The organism is Streptomyces sp. NPDC002884, from assembly GCF_040295245.1.
In the GTDB taxonomy this organism is placed as follows: Bacteria; Actinomycetota; Actinomycetes; order Streptomycetales; family Streptomycetaceae; genus Streptomyces.
The window spans coordinates 120,508-144,837 of sequence record NZ_JBEOVB010000009.1 but is presented as its reverse complement, the minus strand read 5'-3'; the positions used below and the strand labels follow the sequence as shown (position 1 = coordinate 144,837).

The 24,330-nt window shown below is 69.2% G+C and carries 19 protein-coding genes; 15 read left to right on the top strand and 4 right to left on the bottom strand.

Features of this window, described 5'->3' with window-relative positions:
- Positions 1-197 precede the first annotated feature (197 nt).
- The 4 genes from metH (at position 198) to ABT070_RS20660 (ending at position 8,264) form a co-directional block, all read left to right on the top strand.
- Positions 198-3,719 carry a methionine synthase gene (gene metH, locus ABT070_RS20675; RefSeq protein WP_351762543.1) on the top strand — a complete coding sequence of 1,174 codons (3,522 nt, stop codon included), beginning with the start codon at positions 198-200 and terminating at the stop codon, positions 3,717-3,719.
- Positions 3,720-3,832: 113 nt separating this feature from the next.
- Entirely contained in the window at positions 3,833-4,531 is a 699-nt protein-coding gene (locus ABT070_RS20670; RefSeq protein WP_351762540.1) for an HAD family hydrolase, read from the top strand.
- Positions 4,532-5,008: 477 nt separating this feature from the next.
- Positions 5,009-6,616: an ABC transporter substrate-binding protein gene (locus ABT070_RS20665; RefSeq protein ID WP_351762537.1), complete on the top strand. Its 1,608-nt coding sequence runs from the start codon at positions 5,009-5,011 to the stop codon at positions 6,614-6,616.
- Positions 6,617-6,680: 64 nt separating this feature from the next.
- Positions 6,681-8,264 carry an ABC transporter substrate-binding protein gene (locus ABT070_RS20660; RefSeq protein ID WP_351762534.1) on the top strand — a complete coding sequence of 528 codons (1,584 nt, stop codon included), beginning with the start codon at positions 6,681-6,683 and terminating at the stop codon, positions 8,262-8,264.
- A gap of 84 nt (positions 8,265-8,348) precedes the next feature.
- Here the strand turns inward: ABT070_RS20660 and ABT070_RS20655 are convergent, their stop codons facing one another.
- Both ABT070_RS20655 and ABT070_RS20650 read right to left on the bottom strand, forming a co-directional pair.
- Positions 8,349-9,020, bottom strand: coding sequence for a response regulator (locus tag ABT070_RS20655; protein WP_020128315.1), 672 nt, complete (start codon positions 9,018-9,020; stop codon positions 8,349-8,351).
- 14 nt (positions 9,021-9,034) lie between these two features.
- Positions 9,035-10,081 (bottom strand): RecB family exonuclease, encoded by a 1,047-nt coding sequence (locus tag ABT070_RS20650; protein ID WP_351762531.1) that lies wholly within the window; start codon positions 10,079-10,081, stop codon positions 9,035-9,037.
- Between the two features lie 187 nt (positions 10,082-10,268).
- Between ABT070_RS20650 and ABT070_RS20645 the strand changes: the two genes are divergently transcribed.
- The 3 genes from ABT070_RS20645 to ABT070_RS20635 all read left to right on the top strand — a co-directional run bounded on the left by ABT070_RS20645 (position 10,269) and on the right by ABT070_RS20635 (position 13,623).
- Entirely contained in the window at positions 10,269-11,828 is a 1,560-nt protein-coding gene (locus ABT070_RS20645) for a site-2 protease family protein (protein ID WP_351762529.1), read from the top strand.
- A 52-nt stretch (positions 11,829-11,880) separates the two neighbouring features.
- On the top strand, positions 11,881-12,783 hold the full coding sequence (locus ABT070_RS20640) for a tRNA (adenine-N1)-methyltransferase (RefSeq protein WP_351762526.1): 903 nt from the start codon (positions 11,881-11,883) through the stop codon (positions 12,781-12,783).
- Between the two features lie 261 nt (positions 12,784-13,044).
- Positions 13,045-13,623, top strand: coding sequence for a hypothetical protein (locus ABT070_RS20635; RefSeq protein ID WP_351762523.1), 579 nt, complete (start codon positions 13,045-13,047; stop codon positions 13,621-13,623).
- A gap of 57 nt (positions 13,624-13,680) precedes the next feature.
- Here ABT070_RS20635 and ABT070_RS20630 read toward each other — a convergent pair whose 3' ends face one another.
- A complete protein-coding gene (locus ABT070_RS20630; protein ID WP_351762520.1) occupies positions 13,681-13,986 on the bottom strand; it encodes a ferredoxin in 306 nt (101 codons plus the stop codon).
- 243 nt (positions 13,987-14,229) lie between these two features.
- Between ABT070_RS20630 and arc the strand changes: the two genes are divergently transcribed.
- The 6 genes from arc (at position 14,230) to prcA (ending at position 20,372) form a co-directional block, all read left to right on the top strand.
- On the top strand, positions 14,230-15,996 hold the full coding sequence (gene arc / locus ABT070_RS20625) for a proteasome ATPase (protein WP_351762517.1): 1,767 nt from the start codon (positions 14,230-14,232) through the stop codon (positions 15,994-15,996).
- Between the two features lie 233 nt (positions 15,997-16,229).
- Positions 16,230-17,741 carry a depupylase/deamidase Dop gene (gene dop, locus ABT070_RS20620; RefSeq protein WP_351762514.1) on the top strand — a complete coding sequence of 504 codons (1,512 nt, stop codon included), beginning with the start codon at positions 16,230-16,232 and terminating at the stop codon, positions 17,739-17,741.
- A 188-nt stretch (positions 17,742-17,929) separates the two neighbouring features.
- A complete protein-coding gene (locus ABT070_RS20615) occupies positions 17,930-18,148 on the top strand; it encodes a ubiquitin-like protein Pup (RefSeq protein WP_020128324.1) in 219 nt (72 codons plus the stop codon).
- A gap of 33 nt (positions 18,149-18,181) precedes the next feature.
- Positions 18,182-18,775 carry an endonuclease VII domain-containing protein gene (locus ABT070_RS20610; RefSeq protein ID WP_351762511.1) on the top strand — a complete coding sequence of 198 codons (594 nt, stop codon included), beginning with the start codon at positions 18,182-18,184 and terminating at the stop codon, positions 18,773-18,775.
- A complete protein-coding gene (gene prcB / locus ABT070_RS20605; RefSeq protein WP_351762508.1) occupies positions 18,727-19,572 on the top strand; it encodes a proteasome subunit beta in 846 nt (281 codons plus the stop codon). Before ABT070_RS20610 ends, prcB begins: the two co-directional genes overlap by 49 nt.
- 62 nt (positions 19,573-19,634) lie before the next feature.
- On the top strand, positions 19,635-20,372 hold the full coding sequence (prcA, locus tag ABT070_RS20600; RefSeq protein ID WP_351762506.1) for a proteasome subunit alpha: 738 nt from the start codon (positions 19,635-19,637) through the stop codon (positions 20,370-20,372).
- Between the two features lie 63 nt (positions 20,373-20,435).
- On the opposite strand, the gene ABT070_RS20595 is transcribed toward prcA, so the two are convergent.
- Positions 20,436-21,452: a LacI family DNA-binding transcriptional regulator gene (locus tag ABT070_RS20595; RefSeq protein ID WP_351762503.1), complete on the bottom strand. Its 1,017-nt coding sequence runs from the start codon at positions 21,450-21,452 to the stop codon at positions 20,436-20,438.
- A gap of 120 nt (positions 21,453-21,572) precedes the next feature.
- Here ABT070_RS20595 and ABT070_RS20590 point away from each other — a divergent pair, with 120 nt between their 5' ends.
- The gene (locus tag ABT070_RS20590) at positions 21,573-22,832 is read left to right on the top strand and encodes an MFS transporter (protein ID WP_351762500.1); all 1,260 of its coding nucleotides are present in this window, start codon (positions 21,573-21,575) and stop codon (positions 22,830-22,832) included.
- Between the two features lie 9 nt (positions 22,833-22,841).
- The gene (pafA, locus tag ABT070_RS20585; RefSeq protein ID WP_351762497.1) at positions 22,842-24,203 is read left to right on the top strand and encodes a Pup--protein ligase; all 1,362 of its coding nucleotides are present in this window, start codon (positions 22,842-22,844) and stop codon (positions 24,201-24,203) included.
- The last annotated feature ends 127 nt before the right edge of the window (positions 24,204-24,330 follow it).

The following is a 24,330-nucleotide window of genomic DNA, read 5'->3' as shown; positions in this document are numbered from 1 at the left end:
CCGGTCGTGTCCGGCTCCAGCCCGGCTCGCGGCCGCCCTGTGAAAGGCCGCCACGCCCGTCCGTCCCGTGGACGCCCCTGACCATAAGGCCTCCGTCCCGGCTACCCTGACGGCGTGTGCTCGTCTCGGGAAGCCTTCCTGCCCGCATTCCGAGGTGACGCAAAGCCGACAGCCGTCGCATCTGAGGGAGCCCTTTCATGGCCTCTGTGCCGCCGACCCCTTCCGCCGACAGCCGGACCCGTGTGTCCGCGCTCCGAGAGGCCCTGGCCACCCGTGTGGTGGTGGCCGACGGAGCCATGGGCACCATGCTCCAGGCCCAGGAGCCGACTCTCGACGACTTCGAGAACCTCGAGGGCTGCAACGAGATCCTCAACATCACCCGGCCGGACATCGTCCGCTCCGTGCACGAGGAGTACTTCGACGCGGGCGTGGACTGCGTCGAGACCAACACGTTCGGCGCAAACCACTCGGCCATGGTCGAGTACGACATCCCCGAGCGGGTGTTCGAGCTGTCCGAGGCGGGCGCCCGTATCGCCCGTGAGACCGCCGACTCCTTCGCCGGACGCGACGGACGCACCCGCTGGGTGCTGGGCTCGATCGGCCCCGGCACCAAGCTGCCCACGCTCGGCCACATCGGCTACGGCACCCTGCGCGACGGCTTCCAGGCCAACGCGGAGGGTCTGCTCGCCGGTGGCGCGGACGCCCTGATCGTCGAGACGACGCAGGACCTCCTCCAGACGAAGTCGTCGATCCTGGGCGCCAAGCGCGCCATGGAGGCGACCGGCGTCGACGTGCCGCTGCTGGTCTCGATGGCGTTCGAGACGACCGGCACCATGCTGCTCGGCTCGGAGATCGGCGCGGCCCTGACCGCCCTCGAGCCCCTCGGCATCGACATGATCGGCCTGAACTGCTCGACGGGCCCGGCCGAGATGAGCGAGCACCTGCGCTATCTGGCCCGCCACTCCCGCACCCCGCTGCTGTGCATGCCCAACGCCGGTCTGCCGATCCTCACCAAGGACGGCGCCCACTTCCCGCTCGACGCCGAAGGCCTGGCCGACGCCCAGGAGACCTTCGTGGCCGACTACGGGCTGAACCTGGTCGGCGGCTGCTGCGGCACGACGCCCGAGCATCTGCGGCAGCTCGTGGAGCGGGTCCGGGGGGCTTCGCCGACCGAACGGCAGCCGCGGCCCGAACCCGGCGCCGCCTCGCTCTACCAGACCGTGCCGTTCCGCCAGGACACCGCGTACATGGCGATCGGCGAGCGCACCAACGCCAACGGCTCGAAGAAGTTCCGCGAGGCCATGCTGGAGGGCCGCTGGGACGACTGTGTGGAGATGGCCCGCGACCAGATCCGCGAGGGCGCGCACATGCTCGACCTGTGCGTCGACTACGTGGGCCGCGACGGCGTCGCCGACATGGACGAGCTGGCCGGCCGCTTCGCCACCGCCTCCACGCTGCCGATCGTCCTGGACTCCACCGAGGTCCCGGTCATCCGGGCGGGCCTGGAGCGGCTCGGCGGCCGCGCGGTCATCAACTCCGTGAACTACGAGGACGGCGACGGCCCCGAGTCCCGCTTCGCCAAGGTCACCGAGCTGGCCCGGGAGCACGGCGCCGCGCTGATCGCGCTGACCATCGACGAGGAGGGCCAGGCCCGTACCGTCGAGACGAAGGTCGCGATCGCCGAGCGGCTCATCGAGGACCTGACGACGAACTGGGGCATCCAGGAGTCGGACATCCTCATCGACACCCTGACCTTCACCATCTGCACCGGCCAGGAGGAGTCCCGGGGCGACGGCGTCGCCACCATCGGGGCGATCCGCGAGCTCAAGCGCCGCCGCCCGGACGTGCAGACCACGCTGGGCCTGTCGAACATCTCGTTCGGCCTCAACCCGGCCGCACGCGTCCTGCTGAACTCGGTCTTCCTCGACGAGTGCGTGAAGGCGGGCCTGGACTCGGCGATCGTCCACGCGTCGAAGATCCTCCCCCTCGCCCGCTTCAGCGAGGAGGAGGTCACCACCGCCCTGGACCTGATCCACGACCGCCGCCGCGAGGGCTACGACCCCCTGCAGAAGCTGATGGCGCTGTTCGAGGGCGCCACCACCAAGTCCCTCAAGGCCGGAAAGGCCGAGGAACTGGCCGCGCTGCCCCTGGACGAGCGGCTCAAGCGCCGGATCATCGACGGCGAGAAGAACGGCCTGGACGCCGACCTCGCCGAGGCACTCCAGACCCGCCCCGCCCTCGACATCGTCAACGCGACGCTCCTGGACGGCATGAAGGTGGTCGGCGAACTGTTCGGTTCCGGCCAGATGCAGCTGCCGTTCGTGCTCCAGTCCGCCGAGGTCATGAAGACCGCGGTCGCCTACCTCGAACCGCACATGGAGAAGTCGGACGCCGAGGGCAAGGGCACCATCGTGCTGGCCACCGTGCGCGGCGACGTCCACGACATCGGCAAGAACCTCGTCGACATCATCCTGTCCAACAACGGCTACAACGTCGTCAACCTCGGCATCAAGCAGCCCGTCTCCGCGATCCTGGACGCAGCCGCCGAGCACAAGGCCGACGTCATCGGCATGTCGGGTCTGCTGGTCAAGTCCACGGTGATCATGAAGGAGAACCTGGAGGAGCTGAACCAGCGCAAGCTGGCGGCCGAGTACCCGGTCATCCTCGGCGGCGCCGCGCTGACCAGGGCCTACGTCGAGCAGGACCTGCACGAGATCTACCAGGGCGAGGTGCGCTACGCCCGTGACGCCTTCGAGGGCCTGCGCCTGATGGACGCCCTGATCGGCGTCAAGCGCGGGGTGCCCGGGGCCGTGCTGCCCGAGCTGAAGCAGCGCCGGGTCCGCCCGAGCGCCGCCGCCGTCGTCGAGGCCGAGGAACGCCCGGAGGAGGGCCACGTCCGTTCCGACGTCGCCATCGACAACCCCGTCCCGAAGCCGCCGTTCGACGGCACCCGGGTCATCAAGGGCATCCAGCTCAAGGAGTACGCCTCCTGGCTCGACGAAGGCGCCCTCTTCAAGGGCCAGTGGGGCCTGAAGCAGGCCCGCGCCGGCGACGGACCGACCTACGAGGAGCTCGTCGAGACCGAGGGCCGGCCGCGGCTGCGCGGCCTGCTGGACAAGCTCCAGACCGACAACCTCCTCGAGGCGGCCGTCGTCTACGGCTACTTCCCCTGCGTCTCCAAGGACGACGACCTGATCGTCCTGGACGAGCAGGGCAACGAGCGGACCCGCTTCACCTTCCCCCGCCAGCGCCGCGGCCGCCGCCTGTGCCTGGCCGACTTCTTCCGCCCGGAGGAGTCGGGGGAGACGGACGTCGTCGGCTTCCAGATCGTCACGGTCGGCTCGCGCATCGGCGAGGAGACCGCGAGGCTCTTCGGCTCGAACTCCTACCGCGACTACCTCGAACTGCACGGCCTGTCCGTGCAGCTGGCCGAGGCCCTCGCCGAGTACTGGCACGCGCGCGTGCGCGCCGAGCTCGGCTTCGCCGGCGAGGACCCGGCCGAGGTCGAGGACATGTTCGCCCTGAAGTACCGCGGTGCCCGCTTCTCCCTCGGCTACGGCGCCTGCCCCGACCTGGAGGACCGCGCCAAGATCGCCGAGCTGCTCCGGCCCGAGCGGATCGGCGTCCACCTGTCGGAGGAGTTCCAGCTCCACCCCGAGCAGTCCACGGACGCCATCGTGATCCACCATCCCGAGGCGAAGTACTTCAACGCCCGGTGACACAGGCGTGCCACTGAGCACACTGATCGGATAAGTCGTACACTGGTCGGTCCACCGAAGGCCGGTTCCCCGCAGCGGGAACCGGCCTGCTCGTCCCTCAAGGAGGTATGTGGATGACCAGTACGGTTCCCGCGCCAGTAACCCGTACGGCCGAGGGCTCCGCCCTGCAGGCCGTGCTGCTCGACATGGACGGCACCCTGGTGGACACCGAGGGTTTCTGGTGGGACGTCGAGGTAGAGATCTTCGCCGGCCTGGGTCACACCCTCGACGATTCATGGCGCCATGTCGTGGTCGGCGGCCCGATGAGCCGCAGCGCCGGGTTCCTGATCGAGGCGACCGGGGCCGACATCGACCTCGCCGCACTCACCGTCCTGCTCAACGAGGGGTTCGAGGACCGCATCATCCGCGCTCTGCCCCTGATGCCGGGCGCCGCTCGGCTCCTCGCCGAGCTGGCCGAGCACGAGGTGCCCACGGCTCTCGTCTCCGCCTCCCACCGGCGCATCATCGACCGCGTCCTCACCTCGCTCGGCGCCGAGAACTTCCGCCTGAGCGTGGCCGGCGACGAGGTCCCGCGGACCAAGCCGTACCCCGACCCCTATCTGTTCGCGGCCGCCGGACTCGGCGTCGACCCCACCCGATGCGCCGTCATCGAGGACACCGCGACCGGGGTCGCCTCGGCCGAGGCCGCGGGCTGTCACGTGGTCGCGGTGCCCTCCGTGGCGCCGATCGCGCCGTCCCGCGGACGCACCGTCGTCTCCTCGCTGGAACAGGTCGACCTGGCATTTCTGCGCGACCTGATGCCGCTCCGATGATCGGCACCCCGATCATTGGTGATCGGCCGATGACGGAAATGCGATAGGCGTTCACCCAGCGTGCACCGCCGATAACGACGAATTCGGTGGGTGTGCGCGCGGTGGAATTCCGATCTGCGGCAAGGCTTCGGCGGCGGCCGAATTCCACCCCACCCGAACCCCGTACGGCATGTGACGTTCCCCACCCGTGCGGGGGTCGACAGTTGACTCTCCGTGTGCATTACGCCCAGGTGAACAGGGATTAAGCGTGTCTTTGTGTCCCGATTGATGGGTGGCTGTACGAATCCTTCCGCTGAGGGTTGTTCAGTGCGTCCACGGCCGGTTTCGCAGCGTGATGGAGTTTCAACTCCGCTGGCTGCGAACCCTCGTGCCGACGCGGACTAACCTCATCGCGAGAACCTCGCCCTAACCCGTGATCCGCCGCGACACCCCTGCATGCCGGGTACACGGACTCGACAGCTCTGGAGAAACTCGAGCATGAACCGCAAGACTTTGGTGCTGCCGGCCGTGGTCAGTCTGCTCGCGCCCGTACTCGCCGCCTGCGGCGGGTCCGACGGTGGTAGCGGCAGTGGGGACGCCATCGTCATGGGCACCACCGACCGGTTCACCGTCACCAAGGACGCCCCGGCGCCGCTCGACCCGGCGTACTCCTATGACGTCGGCACCTGGAACATCCTGCGCCAGACCGTGCAGACCCTGATGATCCAGCCCAAGGGCGAGGGCGAACCCGTTCCGGAGGCGGCCCAGAGCTGCGGCTTCACCGACACCGGCAACGAGCGCTACGCCTGCAAGCTGCGTGACGGACTCAAGTTCGCGAACGGCGACGCGGTCACCGCCGAGGACGTCAAGTTCTCCATCGAGCGCGCCCGCACCATCAAGGCCGACTCCGGCGTGTTCGCCCTGCTCTCGACGATCGACACCATCGAGACGCAGGGTGACAACGAAGTCATCTTCCATCTCAAGACGGCAGACGCCACTTTCCCCTTCAAGTTGTCGACTCCGGTCGCCGGCATCGTCAATCCCGACGACTACGAGAAGGGGAAGCTGCGCGACGGCTTCTCGATCGACGGCTCGGGCCCCTACACCCTCAAGGCCGAGACCGACGGCGACGAGATGACCAAGGCCGTGTTCACCAAGAACCCCAACTACAAGGGGACGCTGAAGGTGAACAACGACCAGGTCGACATGGTCTCGTACGAGGACGCCGACGCCATGGGCACCGCCCTCGAAAAGGGCGACATCGACCTCATGACCCGCACCATGTCGCCGGAGCAGATCCAGAAGCTCTCCGAGGCATCCGCGGCCGGCGACACCAGCCTGGTCGAGCTGAACGGCCTCGAGATCCGCTACCTGGCCTTCGACACCACCGACCCGGCGGTCAAGTCCAAGGCCGTACGCCAGGCGATGGCCCAGATCATCAACCGCAGCGAGCTCGTCTCCGAGGTCTACGGCTCCCAGGCCGAGCCCCTCTACTCGCTGGTCCCGGCCACCCTCACCGCCCACTCCAACTCGTTCTTCAACACCTACGGCGACCCGAGCGTCGCCAAGGCGAAGGACCTGCTGGAGGAGTCGGACATCACCACCCCGGTGAAGCTGACCCTGAACTACACGACCGACCACTACGGCCCTGCCACCAAGCAGGAGTTCGAGGTGCTGCAGAAGCAGCTCAACGACAGCGGTCTGTTCGACGTCACCATCAAGGGCACCTCTTGGGACGCGTTCGTCCCGGCCGAGCGCAAGGGCGAGTACGCCGTCTACGGCATGGGCTGGTTCCCCGACTTCCCCGACGCCGACAACTTCGTCGCCCCGTTCCTCGACAAGGACAACTTCCTCAAGTCCCCGTACTCCAACGCGGACATCATCGACAACCTGATCCCCGCCTCCCGCCGCGAGGCCGACCGCCTCAGCGCCGCGAAGAACCTGACGGAGATCCAGGACATCGTCGCCCGCGACGTTCCGATCCTGCCCCTGTGGCAGGGCAAGCAGTACGTCGCCGCCAACAACGACGTGACCGGCACGGCCTACGTGCTGAACTCCTCCGCGACCCTTCAGCTGTGGGAGCTCGGCCACGGTGTGAGCAACTGACGCACCCCCTCCGGGGCCCGGTACGACGGCCCCGGTGAGCAGAGAAACAACGACAAGGCATTTTGTGAACATGCGTAACCAGTGGCCAGTCCTGCCGATCGTGGCGGGACTGGCCTCCGGCCTGTTGACCGGCTGTGGCACCCAGAGCGGAGGTTCCGGGGGTGACGCCTCCTCCGTGGTCCTGGGGATGTCCGACGACGTTCTGGCCACGGACCCCGCCTCCGGCTACGACCCGGGCTCCTGGCTGTTGTTCAACAACGTCTTCCAGTCACTGCTGAGCTTCCCCAAGGGCGGCACGGAACCCGAACCGGACGCCGCCCGTGAGTGCTCCTTCACCGACACGCGGACCCAGGTCTACACGTGCACGCTGAAGGACGGCCTGAAGTTCAGCAACGGCGACGCGCTCACCTCCGAGGACGTCAAGTTCTCCTTCGACCGCATGCTGAAGATCGACGACGACGCGGGCCCGGCGATCATGTTCCCCATGCTCGACAAGGTCGAGACACCCGACGCCCGGACGGTCGTCTTCCGGCTCAAGGTGCCCGACGCCACCTTCCCGAGCAAGATCGCCTCGGGCGCCGGCTCCATCGTCGACCACGAGGAGTACGACGCCGACGGCCTGCGTGAGGACGGCGCCGCCGTCGGCTCCGGCCCCTACAAGCTGGACTCCTTCGGCGACGACGAGGCCGTCTTCTCCGTCAACGACCACTACCGGGGCAGCGCCGGTGAAGCCGACAACACAGGCGTCACCCTGAAGTTCTTCGGCGGCGACCAGAAGGCCCTCGAGCAGGCCCTGCTCGCGAACGAGATCGACATCGCCTACCGGGGCCTCACCGCCGCCGATGTCTCCGACATCCAGCAGAGCACCGCCGACGGCGGCGCCGAGGTCGTCGAGGGCAGCAGCGCCGAGGTCCAGCACCTCGTCTTCAACATGGACGACCCGGTCGCCGGAAAGCTCGGCGTCCGCCGGGCCATCGCCCACCTGATCGACCGCGAAGCCCTGATCAAGGACGTCTACGAGGGCACGGCGGAACCCCTCTACTCGATCATCCCGGCCGGGATCGCGGGTCACAACACCGCCTTCTTCGACCGCTACGGCGCCCGCCCGTCCCGGGCCGCGGCCGCCGCCGCGCTCGCCGACGAGGACATCACCGACAAGGTGAAGCTCACCCTCTGGTCCACCCCGACCCGCTACGGGCCGGCCACCGACCAGGAACTGAAGGCGATCGCGGCCCAGCTCAACGCCAGCGGCCTGTTCGACGCCGACGTCCGGTCCGTCTCCTACGGGCAGTACGAGAAGGGCATCGCCGACGGCAGGTACGGCGTCTACGTCAAGGGCTGGGTGCCCGACTACCCGGACGCCGACAACTTCACCTCGCCCTTCTTCGGCAAGGGCAACGTGCTGAGCAACAACTTCGCCGACACCACCATCACCGGCACGCTCATCCCGCGCACCGCCGCGCAGAGCGACCGCACCGCCACCGACGCGGACTACGCCGAGCTGCAGAACATCGTCGCCGAGCAAGTGCCGGTCCTGCCCCTGTGGCAGGCCAAGCAGTACGCGGTCGTCGGCGAGAACGTCTACGGCCTGGAGAACTGCCTGGACGCCTCCACGGTGTTCCGCTTCTGGGAACTCAGCAAGGGCTGACGACCCGGCAGCCACACGCGGGAAGGCGCCCACCGACCAGGGGGCGCCTTCCTGTTGCTTCCGGTCTCCTCGGCTCTCCCGGTGCTACTGCGCGCCGGGGCGCACCAGACCGCTCTCGTACGCGTACACCGCGGCCTGCACCCGGTCGCGCAGGCCCAGTTTGTTCAGCACGTGGCCGACGTGTGTCTTCACGGTGGTCTCGCTGACGAAGAGGTCGGCGGCGATCTCGGCGTTCGACAACCCGCGCGCCACCAGCTTCAGCACCTCCACCTCACGGTCGGTCAGCGTGTGCAGCGTGTCCGGCACCGGCTCGTCGCCCGAGGGCAGATGCGTGGCGTACTTGTCGAGCAGCCGACGCGTGATGCTCGGCGCCAGCATGGCCTCGCCCGAGGCCACCACCCGGATCGCCTGGACCAGTTCGTTGGCGGGCGCGTCCTTCAGCAGGAACCCGCTCGCCCCGGCCCGCAGCGCCTCCACCACGTACTCGTCGAGGTCGAAGGTGGTCAGCACCAGCACCTTCGCCGGCCCGTCCCGCCCCGGCCCGGTGATCTGCCGGGTCGCCTCCACCCCGTCCATCCGCGGCATGCGGATGTCCATCAGCACCACGTCGGGCTGCAACGCCCGCACCTGGTCGAGAGCCTGGAGGCCGTCTCCGGCCTCGCCGACGACCGCGAGATCCTGCTCGGCCTCCAGGATCATCCGGAAGCCGGTACGCAGCAGCGGCTGGTCGTCGACGAGTAGGACGCGGATGGCCACGTATGTCTCCTTCTTTAGCCCGGGCCCATTCTGCCCTGAGCTCCGCCCTCGGACTCCGCCGCCCTCACCGGCAGCGTCACGGGAAGCGGATACGGCGGGGGAGTGCCGCCGAACTCCGGGCAGTGCGCCTGGTGGTCGCACCAGCCGCACAGCTTCGTCGGCCGGGGCCGCCACTCACCTGTCTCCGTCGCCAGCCGGATGGCTTCCCACAGGGCGAGCAACTTGCGCTCCACGCGCTCCAGATCGGCCAGGACCGGGTCGTACGTCAGCACGTCACCACTGCCCAGGTACACGAGCTGGAGCCGCCGGGGGACGACGTTCTTCAGCCGCCACACGACCAGGGCGTAGAACTTCATCTGGAACAGCGCGCCCTCGGCGTACTCCGGCCGGGGCGCCTTGCCCGTCTTGTAGTCGACGATCCGCACCTCGCCGGTGGGCGCGACATCGACCCGGTCGATGATCCCGCGCAGCCGCAGCCCCGACTCCAGCTCGGCCTCGACGAACATCTCCCGCTCGGCGGGCTCCAGCCGCGTCGGGTCCTCCAGCGTGAACCAGCGCTCGACCAGCCGCTCCGCCTCCACCAGCCAGCCGGCCAGCCGCTCGCCCTCCGGATCGTCGGCGAACAGCTCCACGACCTCCGGCCGCGTCTCCCGCAGCCGGTCCCACTGGCCCGGGATCAGCGACTTGGCCCGCGGTGCGGTCCGCTCGGCCGCCGGCGCGTCGAACAGCCGCTCGAGGACCGCGTGCACCAGCGTGCCCTTCGTGGCCGCCGGGCTGGGCTTCTCCGGCAGCCGGTCGATCACCCGGAACCGGTACAGCAGCGGGCACTGCATGAAGTCACCCGCCCGCGAGGGCGAGAGCGATGCGGGCGCTTTGGCGGCGACGGCCGTAGCCACCGACCCCGGGACCACCGGCCCCGGGTCGATCGCCTCCGCAGCGGCCGGCTCCGCAGCGGCTGACTCCGGGGCGGCCGGCTCCTGGGTGTTTGCCTCCGTGCGCGCCGGATCCTCCACGACACCGCCGTCGCCCACCCGGGCGACGCCCTCGCTGCTGCTCTCCATGACCCCAGACCTTACGGCCCACCACTGACAGTCACCCAGCCCGCGCACCCCGGCTCGCCGCGAACACCGGCGACGACCACGGAAACACGGGGGGTGCCGGGGCGGAACACGTCACGACCGCCGCATACCATCAGTTCGAGACCCTCCCGCCCTGTACGAGCGGGAGACGCTTCGACGAGGGGACACCGTGGTGGAAAGCGGCGGGACCGGGCGGCCGCGGCCGGACAACGAGCAGTCGGCCGAGCACCCCGCGACACCTGCGTCTCCGGCCACCGACCTCGCGCAGACCCCGGACCCCGGCACCCCCGGCCCGGCCACGCCCGACGCGGAACCCGCGCCGACCACGTCCGAGGCGCCGGAGCCGGGCGGGACCGCGTCCGCCCAAGCCGCGTCGGCCGACGACGGGGACACCCCGCGGGGGCCCTCGTCACCCGGTGACGACCACCGCGCCCCCGGTGCGAACGGAGACGCCGAGGACGACACCGGGACCGGGACCGGGACCGCGGCCGGGCAACCGGCACCTCCCACCCCCGCGCAGGCACCCGCCCCCGCCCCGATGCTCCCGAAGGGCCCCCCGCCCCAGCGCCCCCCGGAGCAGCCGCGCGGTGGCCTCCTCATGGGCCGTCCCTTCGGTGTCCCCGTCTACGTCGCGCCCAGTTGGTTCCTCGTCGCCGCCCTGATCACCTGGGTCTTCGGCAACCAGCTCGACCGCGTGCTCCCCGAACTCGGCGCGCTGCGCTACCTCGTCTCCCTCTTCTTCGCGGTCGCCTTCTACGCCTCCGTGCTCATCCACGAACTCGCCCACACCATCGCCGCCCTCCGCTTCAAGCTCCCGGTCCGCCGCATCCAGCTCCAGTTCTTCGGCGGCGTCTCCGAGATCGAGAAGGAGGCCGAGACCCCCGGCCGGGAGTTCTGGCTCGCCTTCGTCGGCCCGCTGCTCTCCCTCGTCCTCGTCGGCCTCTTCTACCTCGCCATGCAGCCCGTGGAGCCCGGCACCGTCCCGGGCGTCCTGCTGGCCGGACTGATGATCTCCAACCTCATCGTGGCGATCTTCAACCTGCTGCCCGGCCTTCCCCTCGACGGCGGCCGCATGCTCCGCGCCGTCGTCTGGAAGCTCACCGGCAAGCCCATGAACGGCACCATCGCCGCCGCCTGGGTCGGCCGGGCCCTCGCCGTCTCGGTCCTCATCGGCCTGCCCCTGCTCACCCAGTCCGGCGCCCTCGGCTCCAGCGCCGAGGACAGCGTCGGCATGGACACCGTCACCGACGCCCTCCTCGCGGCCATCCTCGCCGCGATCATCTGGACCGGCGCCGGCAACAGCCTGCGCATGGCCCGCCTGCGCGAACACCTTCCCGAACTGCGCGCCCGCACCCTCACCCGGCGTGCCGTCCCCGTGGAGACCCACACCCCCCTCTCCGAGGCCCTGCGCCGCGCCAACGACGCCGGCGCCCGCGCCCTCGTCGTCGTGGACGCCCACGGCGAACCCCTCTCCCTCGTCCGCGAGGCCGCCATCGTCGGGGTGCCCGAACACCGCCGCCCCTGGGTCGCCGTCAGCGGTCTCGCCCAGGACCTCACCGACGGCATGCGGGTCTCCGCCGAGCTGGCCGGCGAGGACCTGCTCGACGTCCTGCGGGCCACCCCCGCCACCGAGTACCTCGTGGTCGAGGAGACCGGCGAGATCTTCGGCGTCCTGTCCGCCGCCGACGTCGAGCGCGCCTTCGTCAAGGCCATGGCCAGGCCGTCCTAGCGGGGCCGTCCCCGTGGTCGGCGGCCCCGGCAAACCCCGGTAGGCTGTTCACATGTCCGAACCGACCGGTGCCGCCCGCAGGCGCGGGCCCTTCAAGGTCGGGGACCAGGTTCAGCTGACCGACCCCAAGGGCCGCCACTACACGTTCACGCTCGAGGCCGGGAAGAATTTCCACACCCACAAGGGTTCCTTCCCGCACGACGAGCTGATCGGTGCTCCCGAGGGCAGCGTTGTCCGCACCACCGGGAACGTCGCCTACCTCGCGCTGCGCCCCCTGCTCCCCGACTACGTCCTGTCCATGCCCCGAGGGGCAGCCGTCGTCTACCCGAAGGACGCGGGGCAGATCCTCGCCTTCGCCGACATCTTCCCCGGCGCCCGCGTCGTCGAAGCCGGCGTCGGCTCCGGCTCGCTCAGCAGCTTCCTGCTGCGCGCCATCGGCGACCAGGGCATGCTGCACAGCTACGAACGCCGCGAGGACTTCGCCGAGATCGCGCAGGCGAACGTGGAGCGCTACTTCGGCGGCCCGCACCCCGCCTGGCAGCTCACCGTCGGAGACCTCCAGGACAACCTGTCCGACACCGACGTCGACCGCGTCATCCTCGACATGCTCGCCCCCTGGGAGTGCCTGGAGGCCGTCTCCAAGGCCCTCGTGCCCGGCGGCATCCTGTGCTGCTACGTGGCCACCACGACCCAGCTCGCCCGCACCGTCGAGTCCATCCGCGAGATCGGCTCCTTCAACGAGCCGACCTCCTGGGAGTCGATGATCCGCAACTGGCACGTGGAGGGCCTGGCGGTCCGCCCGGACCACCGGATGATCGGCCACACCGGCTTCCTGCTCACCGCCCGTCGGCTCGCCGACGGCGTCGAGCCGCCGATGCGCCGCCGCCGCCCCGCCAAGGGCGCCTACGGCGAGGACTACACCGGTCCCAACGCCGACGGAGGCAGCGGCCGCTGACGCCGCCCCAGCACAGCGTTCGACGACAAGGCGCCGTGACCGCGTTCCCGGACCACCCGGAACTCGGCCACGGCGCCTTGTCGTTGGCGTCGGCCGGACACCGGTCCCGCGTCCGCCGGCACGCCTGGGCGCCGAGGGGCGCGCGTCCGGGATCCGCGTCCGATATCCCGTACCCCGCCGTTCCCCCACCCTGTGACGTGTGGCACGATGCTGGCCAATCCCCCACCCCCACCGGCACAGCCACCACAGGAGACACTGCCAGTGCAGCAATCCGCCGTCCCGGAACTGGCACACACCCACACCCGGCCGATCCACTGGGTCGCGACCGCCGCCGCCCTGGCCGGCGTCGTCGCCTTCTCCTCGCTCCTGCAGCCCAAACCCGCGACAGCCGCCCAGGCCGCGGGCCCGGCGGCCGGTCCTGCCCCGGTCACCACCGCGGCCCCCGCCACCACCGGCGTCGACTTCCCGCTCGAATGCGGCCCCGTGCAGGCCCTCGTGGTCAAAAAAGCCAGTGGCGACCTCGACGGCGACGGCACGCCGGAGACCGTCGCCGTGGTCCACTGCGACGCCCCCATGGGAACCCCGCCCGACGGCGTCTACGTCCTCACCCAGGGCGCGGACAGCACACACGCGCGCGTGGTCGCGACCCTCGTCGACCCCAAGGCCCGCAACACCGTCACGAGCCTCTCCGTCACCGACGGCGCCGTCCTCGCCACGCTCCTCGGCTACTCCACCGCCGACGTACCCAGTTGCTGCCCCGACGTGAAGGACAGCGCCAAGTGGCAGTGGAAGGACGACAGGTTCATCCGCTCGACACCCGCGGGTGCCCACAGCGTCTGATCCGGGCCACCGGCCCTGTGAGAAATCAGACAGCCGTGACGTTCCGTGTCCGGGAACTCACTCCGCGTCCGGACCGTAGATCTCGACGCTGTCCGAAACGCGTCGCACATGAATGCAGTCGCCCGGGCACTCCCGCGCGGAATCCACCACGTCCGTCAACAACGTCAACGGCACCGGGGTCGTGGCGCCCTTGGCCTGGAGCAGTTCGTCGTCGGCGCTCTTGACGTAGGCCAGGCCGTCGATGTCCAGCTCGAACACCTCGGGCGCGTACTGGGCGCAGATCCCGTCGCCGGTACAGAGATCCTGGTCGATCCAGACCTCCAGCTCCTCGCTGCCGACACCGGTCTCCTGCTGCACGCCCATATCTCCTGCCGTTTACTGTCGAGCCGCAAGGGAACCATGCAGGCTCTGACGGGTGTTGAACACTTCGACCCTACCCTCGGCGGCTTCCGGACCGTGTTCGGTGGGTATTCCCCTGGCGTGAGGGAGAGCGCAAGGGTGAAGATCGGACACACCCCGACAGTCTTTGTGATCTAGGGGTTTCAATCGACACCCACCCAGGTAGGGTCTGGAAGCGTCCAGCTCCCCTTGGAGGAGGTGAGGACCGTGGCAGCCCACGACGACGACATGAACCGCGGCATCCGCCCGGGACGAGGGTCCGACGACCCGTCCGGGCAGATTGCCTACCTTGAGCAGGAGATCGCCGTCCTGCGACGCAAGCTCGCCGACTCTCCGCGGCACACGAGGATTCTCGAAGAGCGGATCGTCGAACTACAGACAAACCTGGCCGGCGTGTCCGCCCAGAACGAGCGGCTCGCGAACACACTCCGTGAGGCCCGCGACCAGATCGTGGCCCTCAAAGAAGAAGTCGACCGGCTCGCCCAGCCGCCGGCCGGCTTCGGTGTCTTCCTCACGGCGAACGAGGACGGCACGGCCGACATCTTCACCGGGGGCCGCAAACTCCGGGTGAACGTCAGCCCCAGCGTCGAGCTCGAAGAGCTCCGGCGCGGCCAGGAAGTGATGCTCAACGAAGCGCTCAACGTGGTCGAGGCCATGGAGTACGAGAGCGTCGGCGACATCGTCACCCTCAAGGAGATCCTCGAGGACGGCGTGCGCGCCCTCGTGCAGGGGCACACCGACGAGGAACGGGTGGTCCGGCTCGCCGAGCCGCTCCTCGACGTCGTCATCCGGCCCGGCGACGCCCTCCTGCTCGAACCCCGCTCCGGCTACGTCTACGAGGTCGTGCCCAAGAGCGAGGTCGAGGAACTCGTCCTCGAAGAGGTCCCGGACATCGGCTACGAGCAGATCGGTGGTCTGGGCAACCAGATCGAGATGATCCGCGACGCCGTCGAGCTCCCGTACCTCTACCCGGACCTCTTCAAGGAGCACGAGCTGCGCCCGCCCAAGGGCGTCCTGCTCTACGGACCTCCCGGATGCGGCAAGACGCTCATCGCCAAGGCCGTCGCCAACTCGCTGGCCAAGAAGGTCGCCGAGGTCACCGGCCAGGCCACCGGCAAGAGCTTCTTCCTCAACATCAAGGGTCCCGAGCTCCTCAACAAGTACGTCGGTGAGACCGAGCGGCAGATCCGCCTCGTCTTCCAGCGTGCGAGGGAGAAGGCCTCCGAGGGCACCCCCGTCATCGTCTTCTTCGACGAGATGGAGTCGCTCTTCCGCACCCGCGGATCCGGCGTCAGCTCGGACGTGGAGAACACCATCGTTCCGCAGCTCCTCGCCGAGATCGACGGTGTCGAGGGTCTGGAGAACGTGGTCGTCATCGGCGCCTCCAACCGTGAGGACATGATCGACCCCGCGATCCTGCGCCCCGGCCGCCTCGACGTGAAGATCAAGATCGAGCGTCCGGACGCCGAAGCGGCGAAGGACATCTTCCAGAAGTACCTCACCACGCGCCTCCCGCTGCACCCGGAGGACGTGGGCGAACACGCCGGCGACCGGACCACCACCGTCCAGAGCATGATCCAGACGGCCGTGGAACACATGTACGCCGAATCCGAGGAAAACCGCTTCCTGGAAGTCACCTACGCCAACGGCGACAAGGAAGTCCTCTACTTCAAGGACTTCAACTCCGGCGCGATGATCGAGAACATCGTCGGCCGTGCCAAGAAAATGGCCATCAAGGACTTCCTCGACCACAACCAGAAGGGCCTTCGGGTCTCCCACCTCCTCCAGGCCTGCGTGGACGAGTTCAAGGAGAACGAGGACCTGCCGAACACCACCAACCCCGACGACTGGGCCCGGATCTCCGGAAAGAAGGGCGAACGGATCGTGTACATCCGTACCCTCATCACCGGAAAGCAGGGCGCGGACACCGGACGCTCCATCGACACGGTGGCGAACACCGGACAGTACCTGTAAGAACAGGGCGGCTGCGGGTGCCCACCACGGGTACCCGCAGCCGACTGCTTTCCGGGCCACGGCTGGAGCAAGGCAATGACGCAAATGATCTCCCCACCAGCGCGGAGGCGTTCTAGGCTCTTCCGTACCGCCGGGTCGCGCAGTGCGGGGACGGGCACCGCACACGCGCCGGAGCACCACCGGTATCTGAGCGGCGCCCACGACCGAGGGTGCCGCCGGGCAAGGAGGGCCGCATGACCGTACGGCGAGTAATGGGCATCGAGACGGAGTACGGCATCTCCGTCCCCGGCCACCCCAACGCCAATGCCATGCTCACCTCGTCCCAGATCGTCAACGCCTACGCGGCGGCGATGCACAGGGCCCGCCGGGCCCGCTGGGACTTCGAGGAGGAGAACCCGCTGCGGGACGCGCGCGGCTTCGACCTCGCCCGCGAGGTCGCCGACTCGAGCCAGCTCACCGACGAGGACATCGGCCTCGCCAACGTCATCCTCACCAACGGCGCACGCCTCTACGTCGACCACGCACACCCCGAGTACAGCGCGCCCGAGGTGACCAATCCCCGTGACGCCGTCCTCTGGGACAAGGCCGGCGAGCGGATCATGGCCGAGGCGGCCGAGCGGGCCGCCGCACTGCCCGGCGCGCAGCCCATCCACCTCTACAAGAACAACACCGACAACAAGGGCGCCTCCTACGGCACGCACGAGAACTACCTGATGAAGCGGGAGACCGCCTTCTCGGACATCGTGCGCCACCTGACGCCCTTCTTCGTCTCGCGCCAGGTGGTCACCGGCGCCGGCCGCGTGGGAATCGGCCAGGACGGCCATGAGCACGGCTTCCAGCTCAGCCAGCGCGCCGACTACTTCGAGGTCGAGGTCGGCCTGGAGACGACGCTGAAGCGCCCGATCATCAACACGCGCGACGAGCCGCACGCCGACGCGGAGAAGTACCGCCGCCTCCATGTGATCATCGGCGACGCGAACCTCTCCGAGATCTCGACGTATCTGAAACTGGGCACGACGGCCCTGGTCCTGTCGATGATCGAGGACGGCTTCATCGCGGTGGACCTGGCGGTCGACCAGCCGGTCCGCACCCTCCACCAGGTCTCCCACGACCCGACCCTGAAGCGGCTGGTCACCCTGCGCAGCGGTCGTACGCTCACCGCGGTCCAGTTGCAGATGGAGTACTTCGAGCTGTCGCGCAAGTACGTGGAGGAGCGGTTCGGCTCGGACGCCGACGACCAGACGAAGGACGTCCTCGCGCGCTGGGAGGACACCCTGAACCGTCTGGAGAACGACCACATGAGCCTCTCCGGCGAACTGGACTGGGTCGCCAAGCGGGAGCTCATGGAGGGCTACCGGCGCCGTGACGGCCTCGACTGGGACGCCGCCCGCCTGCACCTCGTGGACCTCCAGTACGCCGACGTACGGGCCGACAAGGGCCTCTACAACCGTCTCGCGGCCCGTGGCCGCATGAAGCGCCTGCTGGACGAGACAGAGGTCGAGCGGGCGATCACGAAGCCCCCGGAGGACACCCGCGCGTACTTCCGCGGCCGCTGTCTGGAGCAGTACGCCGACGACGTCGCCGCCGCTTCCTGGGACTCGGTGATCTTCGATCTGCCGGGTCGGGATTCGCTCCAGCGCGTCCCAACCCTCGAACCTCTTCGCGGAACGCGAAATCACGTCAAGGAGCTCCTGGACCGCTGCCGCACGGCAGAAGACCTGGTCAAGGTCCTCTCGGGCGGCTGAACGACCACCCGGACGCAACCTCCGGGACGGGGTGGAAACCCTCCCGTCCGGGAATCATCGAGGTGGCCCCCGTACGTTGTGGCAACTGCGGGGCCGATGTCGGACCCGGCTTGTAGGGTCTGATCATCACCGATCGGCAGGAATGCCGACCTGTCGACCATGTCGGGCGAAAGAGCGGGGTGAGGGTTATGGCGACCAAGGACACCGGCGGCGGCCAGCAGAAGGCGACGCGCTCCACGGAGGAGGTCGAGGAGCAGGCGCCCGAGGCGCAGGCGTCGGAGGACCTCAAGGAGCGTCAGGAGAAGCTGAGCGACGACGTGGACTCGGTTCTCGACGAGATCGACGACGTCCTCGAGGAGAACGCAGAGGACTTCGTTCGAAGTTTCGTTCAGAAGGGTGGCGAGTAGCCTTCGAATTGAAGGCTATGGGGGGCTCTGAACTTGACAAGCGAAGAGGCGGTGAAGAGCTGCTCGCGGTGCAGGGAGTCGAAGCCACGGGCAGCCTTCGCCGGCAACAGGGCGGCCCGGGACGGGTTGCAGGCCTACTGCCGGGAATGCTGGGCGGCATATCACCAGGCCCGTCAACTCGCGAAGGGCCGGAACGTGCGGCCTCGGGTGGAGACGCCCGACGGACACAAGTTCTGCCGCAGCTGTGAGGAGATCAAGCCGCACACTGAGTGGCACCGCAACGCGACAGCGTCCGACGGCCTTGCGACCTGCTGCAAGGCGTGCAAAGCAGTCAAGGGGCGCCGCGGACACCTCAAGCGTCATTACGGCATGACGGAAGCCGAGCGTGACGCGATGGTGGCCTCCCAGATGGGTCTCTGCGTGATCTGCCTGAAAGCTCCTGCCGCGCATGTGGATCACTGCCACGAGACGGGTAGGGTCCGAGGCGTACTGTGCTTCAACTGCAATTCGGCCATCGGCAAGTTGGGAGACGATCCCGACGCTGTTCGTCGGGCAGCCGCTTACCTGGAAGGAACTCCATGGAAGCCAACACTCGTAGCACCGGGCGTCTACCGGCTGCCTTCCTGACGCCCGGGTCCTCGTCCTTCATGGACTTTCTCTCCGACCACCAGCCGGAGCTGCTGCCCGGCAAGCGGCAGCTGCCCCCGACGCAGGGTGTGATCGAGGCGCCGCACGGCACGACGATCGTCGCCGTGACGTTCCCCGGTGGTGTCGTGCTCGCCGGTGACCGTCGCGCCACGATGGGCAACGTCATCGCGCAGCGGGACATCGAGAAGGTCTTCCCGGCTGACGAGTACTCGGCCGTCGGAATCGCCGGTACCGCCGGCCTGGCCGTCGAGATGGTGAAGCTGTTCCAGCTGGAGCTGGAGCACTTCGAGAAGGTCGAGGGAGCCCAGCTCTCGCTCGAGGGCAAGGCGAACCGGCTGTCGACCATGATCCGTTCCAACCTGGGCATGGCCATGCAGGGCCTGGCGGTCGTGCCCCTCTTCGCCGGGTTCGACGTGGACCGGGACCGGGGCCGGATCTTCTCCTACGACGTCACGGGCGGCCGCTCCGAGGAGCTGAACTACGCCGCCACCGGCTCCGGCTCGATCTTCGCGCGCGGGGCGATGAAGAAGCTCTTCCACAACGGCCTGTCCGAGTCGGAGGCCACGACCCTCGTGGTCCAGGCCCTCTACGACGCGGCGGACGACGACTCGGCGACCGGTGGTCCCGATGTCGCACGCCGGATCTACCCCATCGTCACCGTGATCACCGAGGACGGCTTCCGCCGGCTCACCGATGAGGAGTCGGCGGAGATCGCCCGCTCGATCCTGGCGCGTCGCCTGGAGCAGCCGGACGGCCCTCGCGCCGCCCTGCTGTAGCCGGCGGCCCCGTTCTCATCCCAGGTGATCCAGTGACTTCGACAGAAAGGGACGGATAACCGGTGTCGACGCCGTTCTATGTCTCACCCCAGCAGGCGATGGCCGACCGCGCCGAGTACGCCCGCAAGGGCATCGCGCGCGGGCGCAGCCTCGTCGTGATCCAGTACGCCGACGGCATCGTGTTCGTCGGTGAGAATCCGTCCCGTGCGCTGCACAAGTTCAGCGAGATCTACGACCGGATCGGCTTCGCGGCCGCCGGCAAGTACAACGAGTACGAGAACCTGCGGATCGGCGGCGTCCGGTACGCCGACCTTCGTGGCTACACCTATGACCGCGACGACGTGACCGCCCGTGGTCTGGCCAACGTGTACGCGCAGACGCTGGGCACGATCTTCTCCTCGGCGGGCGAGAAGCCCTACGAGGTGGAACTGGTGGTGGCCGAGGTCGGCGCCACGCCGGACGGGGACCAGATCTACCGGTTGCCGCACGACGGTTCGATCGTGGACGAGCACGGATCGGTGGCGGTCGGCGGCAACGCCGAGCAGATCAGCAGCTACCTGGATCAGCGTCACCAGGACGGCATGAGCCTGGCCGAGGCGCTGAAGCTGGCCGTGCAGGCCCTGTCGCGCGACACCAACGGCACGGAGCGGGAGATTCCCGCCGAGCGCCTGGAGGTGGCGGTGCTGGACCGTACCCGGCCGCAGTCGCGCAAGTTCAAGCGGATCGTGGGCCGTCAGCTGGGCCGGTTGCTGGAGATCGACGGAGCGGCCACGGAGGCGGAGAGCTCCGACGAGGAGTAGCGCCGTCCGCGTTTCACGCCCTTGTGCGCCCCGGTCGATGATTCGGCCGGGGCGCAGGGCGTCTCAGGAGGCGTTCGGAGGCGCCGTGGAGGCCCGTACGACCAGTTCGACGGGGATGTCCCCACCTTCCGGTGTGCGGCCCTCCAGGACGGCCAGGAGGGCCCGCATGCCTCGTTCGCCGAACAGCTCGGCGTCCAGTCGTACCGTCGTCAGCTCGGGGTCGAGGGCGGTGGCCAGGGCGAGGTCGTCCAGGCCGGTGACGGACACGTCGTCGGGGACGCGCAGGCCGAGGCGCCGCAGGGCCTTGTAGACGCCTGCCGCGAGTTTGTCGTCGTCGCAGACGACGGCGGTGGGCCGCGGTCCCGGAGCGCGCAGTGCCGCCTCGGCGGCGGCCAGGGCGCCGTCGATGGAGATCGGGGCGGCGGCGGTGCGCAGCGAGGTCCCCGCCGCCGCGCCGACCCGGGCGGCGAGCTCACGCGCGCGCACCTCGAAGGTCCAGGACGGGATGTCGGCCGCGAGGTGCAGGAAGCGGCGGTGGCCGAGACCCAGCAGATGGTCGGCGACCTGGCGGACGCCGTCCGCGATGTCGAGGTTGACCGTGGCGGCGCCGAGGCTTCCGAAGGGGTCGCTGTCCAGCATCACCAGGGGGAGCTGGTCGCCGCGGATGGCGCTCAGCGCGTCGGCGGCCATCGACGAGGCGAGGACGCCGTCGAGGGCGGCCTGGGCGGAGGCGAAGGGGTCGCGGGCGGGGCCGACGCCCTCGGGGGAGGGGTAGAGGACCACTCCGAAGCCGTGCTCGGCCGCCACGCGCGCCGCCCCGGTGTAGACGCCGGCGAAGAACTCCGTGGTGAGCGCGGGGACGACGAGCAGGACCGTGCGGGTGCGGCCGAGGCGGAGGTTGCGGGCGGCGAGGTTGGGCCGGTAGCCGAGGTCGCGGGCCGCCTCCCGGACGCGTTCGGCGGTGGTCTCGGAGACGCGGCCGCGCCACTTGTCGCCGAGGACGAGGGAGACGGCGGCCTGGGAGACCCCCGCGGCCTGGGCGACGTCACGGCTCGTCGGGCGCGTGCTACCTCGTGCCACCGGGGGCCTGCTCCTTCGTCTGGACTGGCGAACAGCGCACATGGTACGTATGACAAGAGACGTTATACGTAAAACCCCGAGGCGGGCCACTGCCTCGGGCGAGCCGACGGAGGCGGGACATTGGCCGCGGGATACCTGGAGATCCTCAGGGCGAAGCATGCCGCCCGGCTGCTGACCGGCACCCTCGTCGGACGGCTGCCCAACGCCACGGCCGCCATCGCGATCGTGCTGTTCGTGCGCGCCGGGGGCGGCACGTACAGCCTCGCGGGCGCGCTGGCGGCCGTGTACGGCGTCGCCAACGCCGTAGGGCAGCCCCTGCTGGGGCGGCTCGTCGACGTGCACGGGCAGCCGCGGGTCCAGTTGCCCGCGGCGTTCGTCTCGGCCCTCGCCATGGCGGCCTTCGCCTTCGTGGGGACGGACCCGCTGCCGCTCGCGTACACGGCGGTGGCGGCCGCCGGACTCTTCACGCCGCCCCTGGAGGGCGGCCTGCGGGCGCTGTGGCCGGCGGTGCTGCGCCGTGAGGACCAGGTGCACACGGCGTACGCGATGGACGCGGTGGCGCAGGAGGTGATGTTCACCGTCGGGCCGCTGCTGGTGACCCTGTGCGTGTCGGTGTGGTCGGCGCAGGGCGCCCTGCTGCTGCTGAACGCGGTGGGAGTGGTGGGCGCGCTGTCGGTGGTCGTGTCGCCGCCCTCGCGCGCGTGGCGCTCGGCCCCGCGCGAGGCGCACTGGCTGGGCGCGCTGCGCTCGCCCGGTCTGCTGGCGCTCCTCGGCGCGTTCCTGTTCATCGGTGTCGCGCTCGGGTCCATCACGGTGGCGTCCGTGCCGTACGCGGACGACCACGGGGGTGACGCGGTGTACGGCTGGCTGATGGCGGCGCTGGGGCTCGGCGCGCTGGTCGGTGGCGTGGTGTACGGGGCGCGGCAGTGGGCGGGGCCGCCGGAACGGCGACTGAAGGCCCTGGTGGCGCTTCTGGCGGTGTGTTACCTGCCTTTGACGCTGATGCCGGGCGCGGTGGCCATGGTGGCGCTGACGGCGCTCGCGGGCGTGTTCCTGGCGCCCGCCATCGCGTGCGCGTTCGTCATCGTGGACCGGCACGCGCCGCGCGGGACGGTCACGGAGGCGTTCTCCTGGCTGGTGACGACGTTCACGGTCGGCGCGTCGGTGGGAACGGGCCTGGCGGGTCCGGTCGTAGAGGCCGGCGGCGCGCTGTGGGGGTTCACCGTGCCGGCCGTCGCGGGCGCCGTGTCGCTGGTGGTTTTGCTGGCCACAGGGCGGGTAATGGCAGTTCCCGCCGGAAGTGGGGTCGTTGCGGCTTCATCGGAAAATGATCCAAACCGTGCTGCCGAACCCCGTTTCAGTTCAGGGGATCGGGCGTAATGTTCACTCATGGACCGCCGCATTTTCGGGCTGGAGAACGAGTACGGCGTCACATGTACGTTCAGGGGACAGCGCCGGCTGTCTCCCGACGAGGTGGCGCGGTACCTCTTCCGCCGTGTCGTGTCATGGGGCCGAAGCAGCAATGTCTTTCTGCGAAACGGCGCCCGCCTCTATCTCGACGTGGGATCGCATCCGGAATACGCGACACCGGAATGTGACAACGTGACCGAGTTGGTCACCCACGACAAGGCCGGCGAGCGCATTCTCGAAGGACTCCTGGTGGACGCGGAACGACGCCTGCACGAGGAAGGAATCGCGGGCGACGTCTACCTCTTCAAGAACAACACGGACTCGGCGGGCAACTCTTATGGTTGTCACGAGAACTACCTGGTGGCCCGGCACGGGGAGTTCTCCCGGCTCGCGGACATCCTGATCCCGTTCCTGGTGACCCGCCAGCTGCTGTGCGGCGCGGGCAAGGTGCTCCAGACGCCCCGTGGGGCGGTCTACTGCGTCAGTCAGCGGGCCGAGCACATCTGGGAGGGCGTCTCCTCCGCGACGACCCGCTCCCGGCCCATCATCAACACGCGCGACGAGCCGCACGCGGACGCCGAGCGTTACCGCCGTCTGCATGTCATCGTCGGTGACTCCAACATGTCCGAGACGACCATGCTGCTCAAGGTCGGCGCGACCGACCTGGTGCTGCGCATGATCGAGGCGGGCACCGTCATGCGGGATCTGACGCTGGAGAACCCGATCCGGGCGATCCGTGAGGTCAGTCACGACATCACGGGCCGGCGCAAGGTGCGGCTGGCCAGCGGCCGGGAGGCCTCCGCGCTGGAGGTTCAGCGGGAGTACTACGAGAAGGCCGTGGACTTCGTCGAGCGCCGGGGTGTGCGTACCGGCACCGTGGACCAGGTCCTGGAGCTGTGGGGCCGCACGCTGGACGCGATCGAGGCGGAGGACCTCGACCGGATCGGCACCGAGATCGACTGGGTGATGAAGTACAAGCTCATCGAGCGGTACCGGGCCAAGCACAACATGACCATGTCGCATCCGCGGGTGGCGCAGATAGACCTCGCTTATCACGACATCCACCGTCGTCGTGGTCTGTACTACCTGTTGGAGCGAAGGGGCCAAGCGGCGCGGATCTGCAACGACTTGAAGATCTTCGAGGGCAAGTCGGTGCCGCCGCAGACCACCAGGGCACGGTTGCGCGGCGACTTCATCCGCCGTGCGCAGGAACAGCGCCGGGACTTCACGGTGGACTGGGTGCACCTGAAGCTCAACGACCAGGCACAGCGCACCGTGTTGTGCAAGGACCCGTTCCGGTCGGTGGACGACCGGGTGGAGAAGCTGATCGCCGGAATGTGAGTGACGCGTTCCGCACGCGCTGCGGAACGCGACACGGGCGCCGTACGTTCCCGTACGGCGCCCTTCGCACGTCGACAAACGTCGCTAAGGTAGCGCGCACGCCATCAGAAGATCGACCGATTACGAG

Coding starts and splice junctions, on each gene's coding strand:
- metH (WP_351762543.1), top strand. CDS start 198: ATGGCCTCTGTGCCGCCGACCCCTTCCGCCGACAGCCGGACCCGTGTG.
- ABT070_RS20670 (WP_351762540.1), top strand. CDS start 3,833: ATGACCAGTACGGTTCCCGCGCCAGTAACCCGTACGGCCGAGGGCTCC.
- ABT070_RS20665 (WP_351762537.1), top strand. CDS start 5,009: ATGAACCGCAAGACTTTGGTGCTGCCGGCCGTGGTCAGTCTGCTCGCG.
- ABT070_RS20650 (WP_351762531.1), bottom strand. CDS start 10,081: ATGGAGAGCAGCAGCGAGGGCGTCGCCCGGGTGGGCGACGGCGGTGTC.
- ABT070_RS20640 (WP_351762526.1), top strand. CDS start 11,881: ATGTCCGAACCGACCGGTGCCGCCCGCAGGCGCGGGCCCTTCAAGGTC.
- ABT070_RS20630 (WP_351762520.1), bottom strand. CDS start 13,986: ATGGGCGTGCAGCAGGAGACCGGTGTCGGCAGCGAGGAGCTGGAGGTC.
- dop (WP_351762514.1), top strand. CDS start 16,230: ATGACCGTACGGCGAGTAATGGGCATCGAGACGGAGTACGGCATCTCC.
- ABT070_RS20615 (WP_020128324.1), top strand. CDS start 17,930: ATGGCGACCAAGGACACCGGCGGCGGCCAGCAGAAGGCGACGCGCTCC.
- prcB (WP_351762508.1), top strand. CDS start 18,727: ATGGAAGCCAACACTCGTAGCACCGGGCGTCTACCGGCTGCCTTCCTG.
- pafA (WP_351762497.1), top strand. CDS start 22,842: ATGGACCGCCGCATTTTCGGGCTGGAGAACGAGTACGGCGTCACATGT.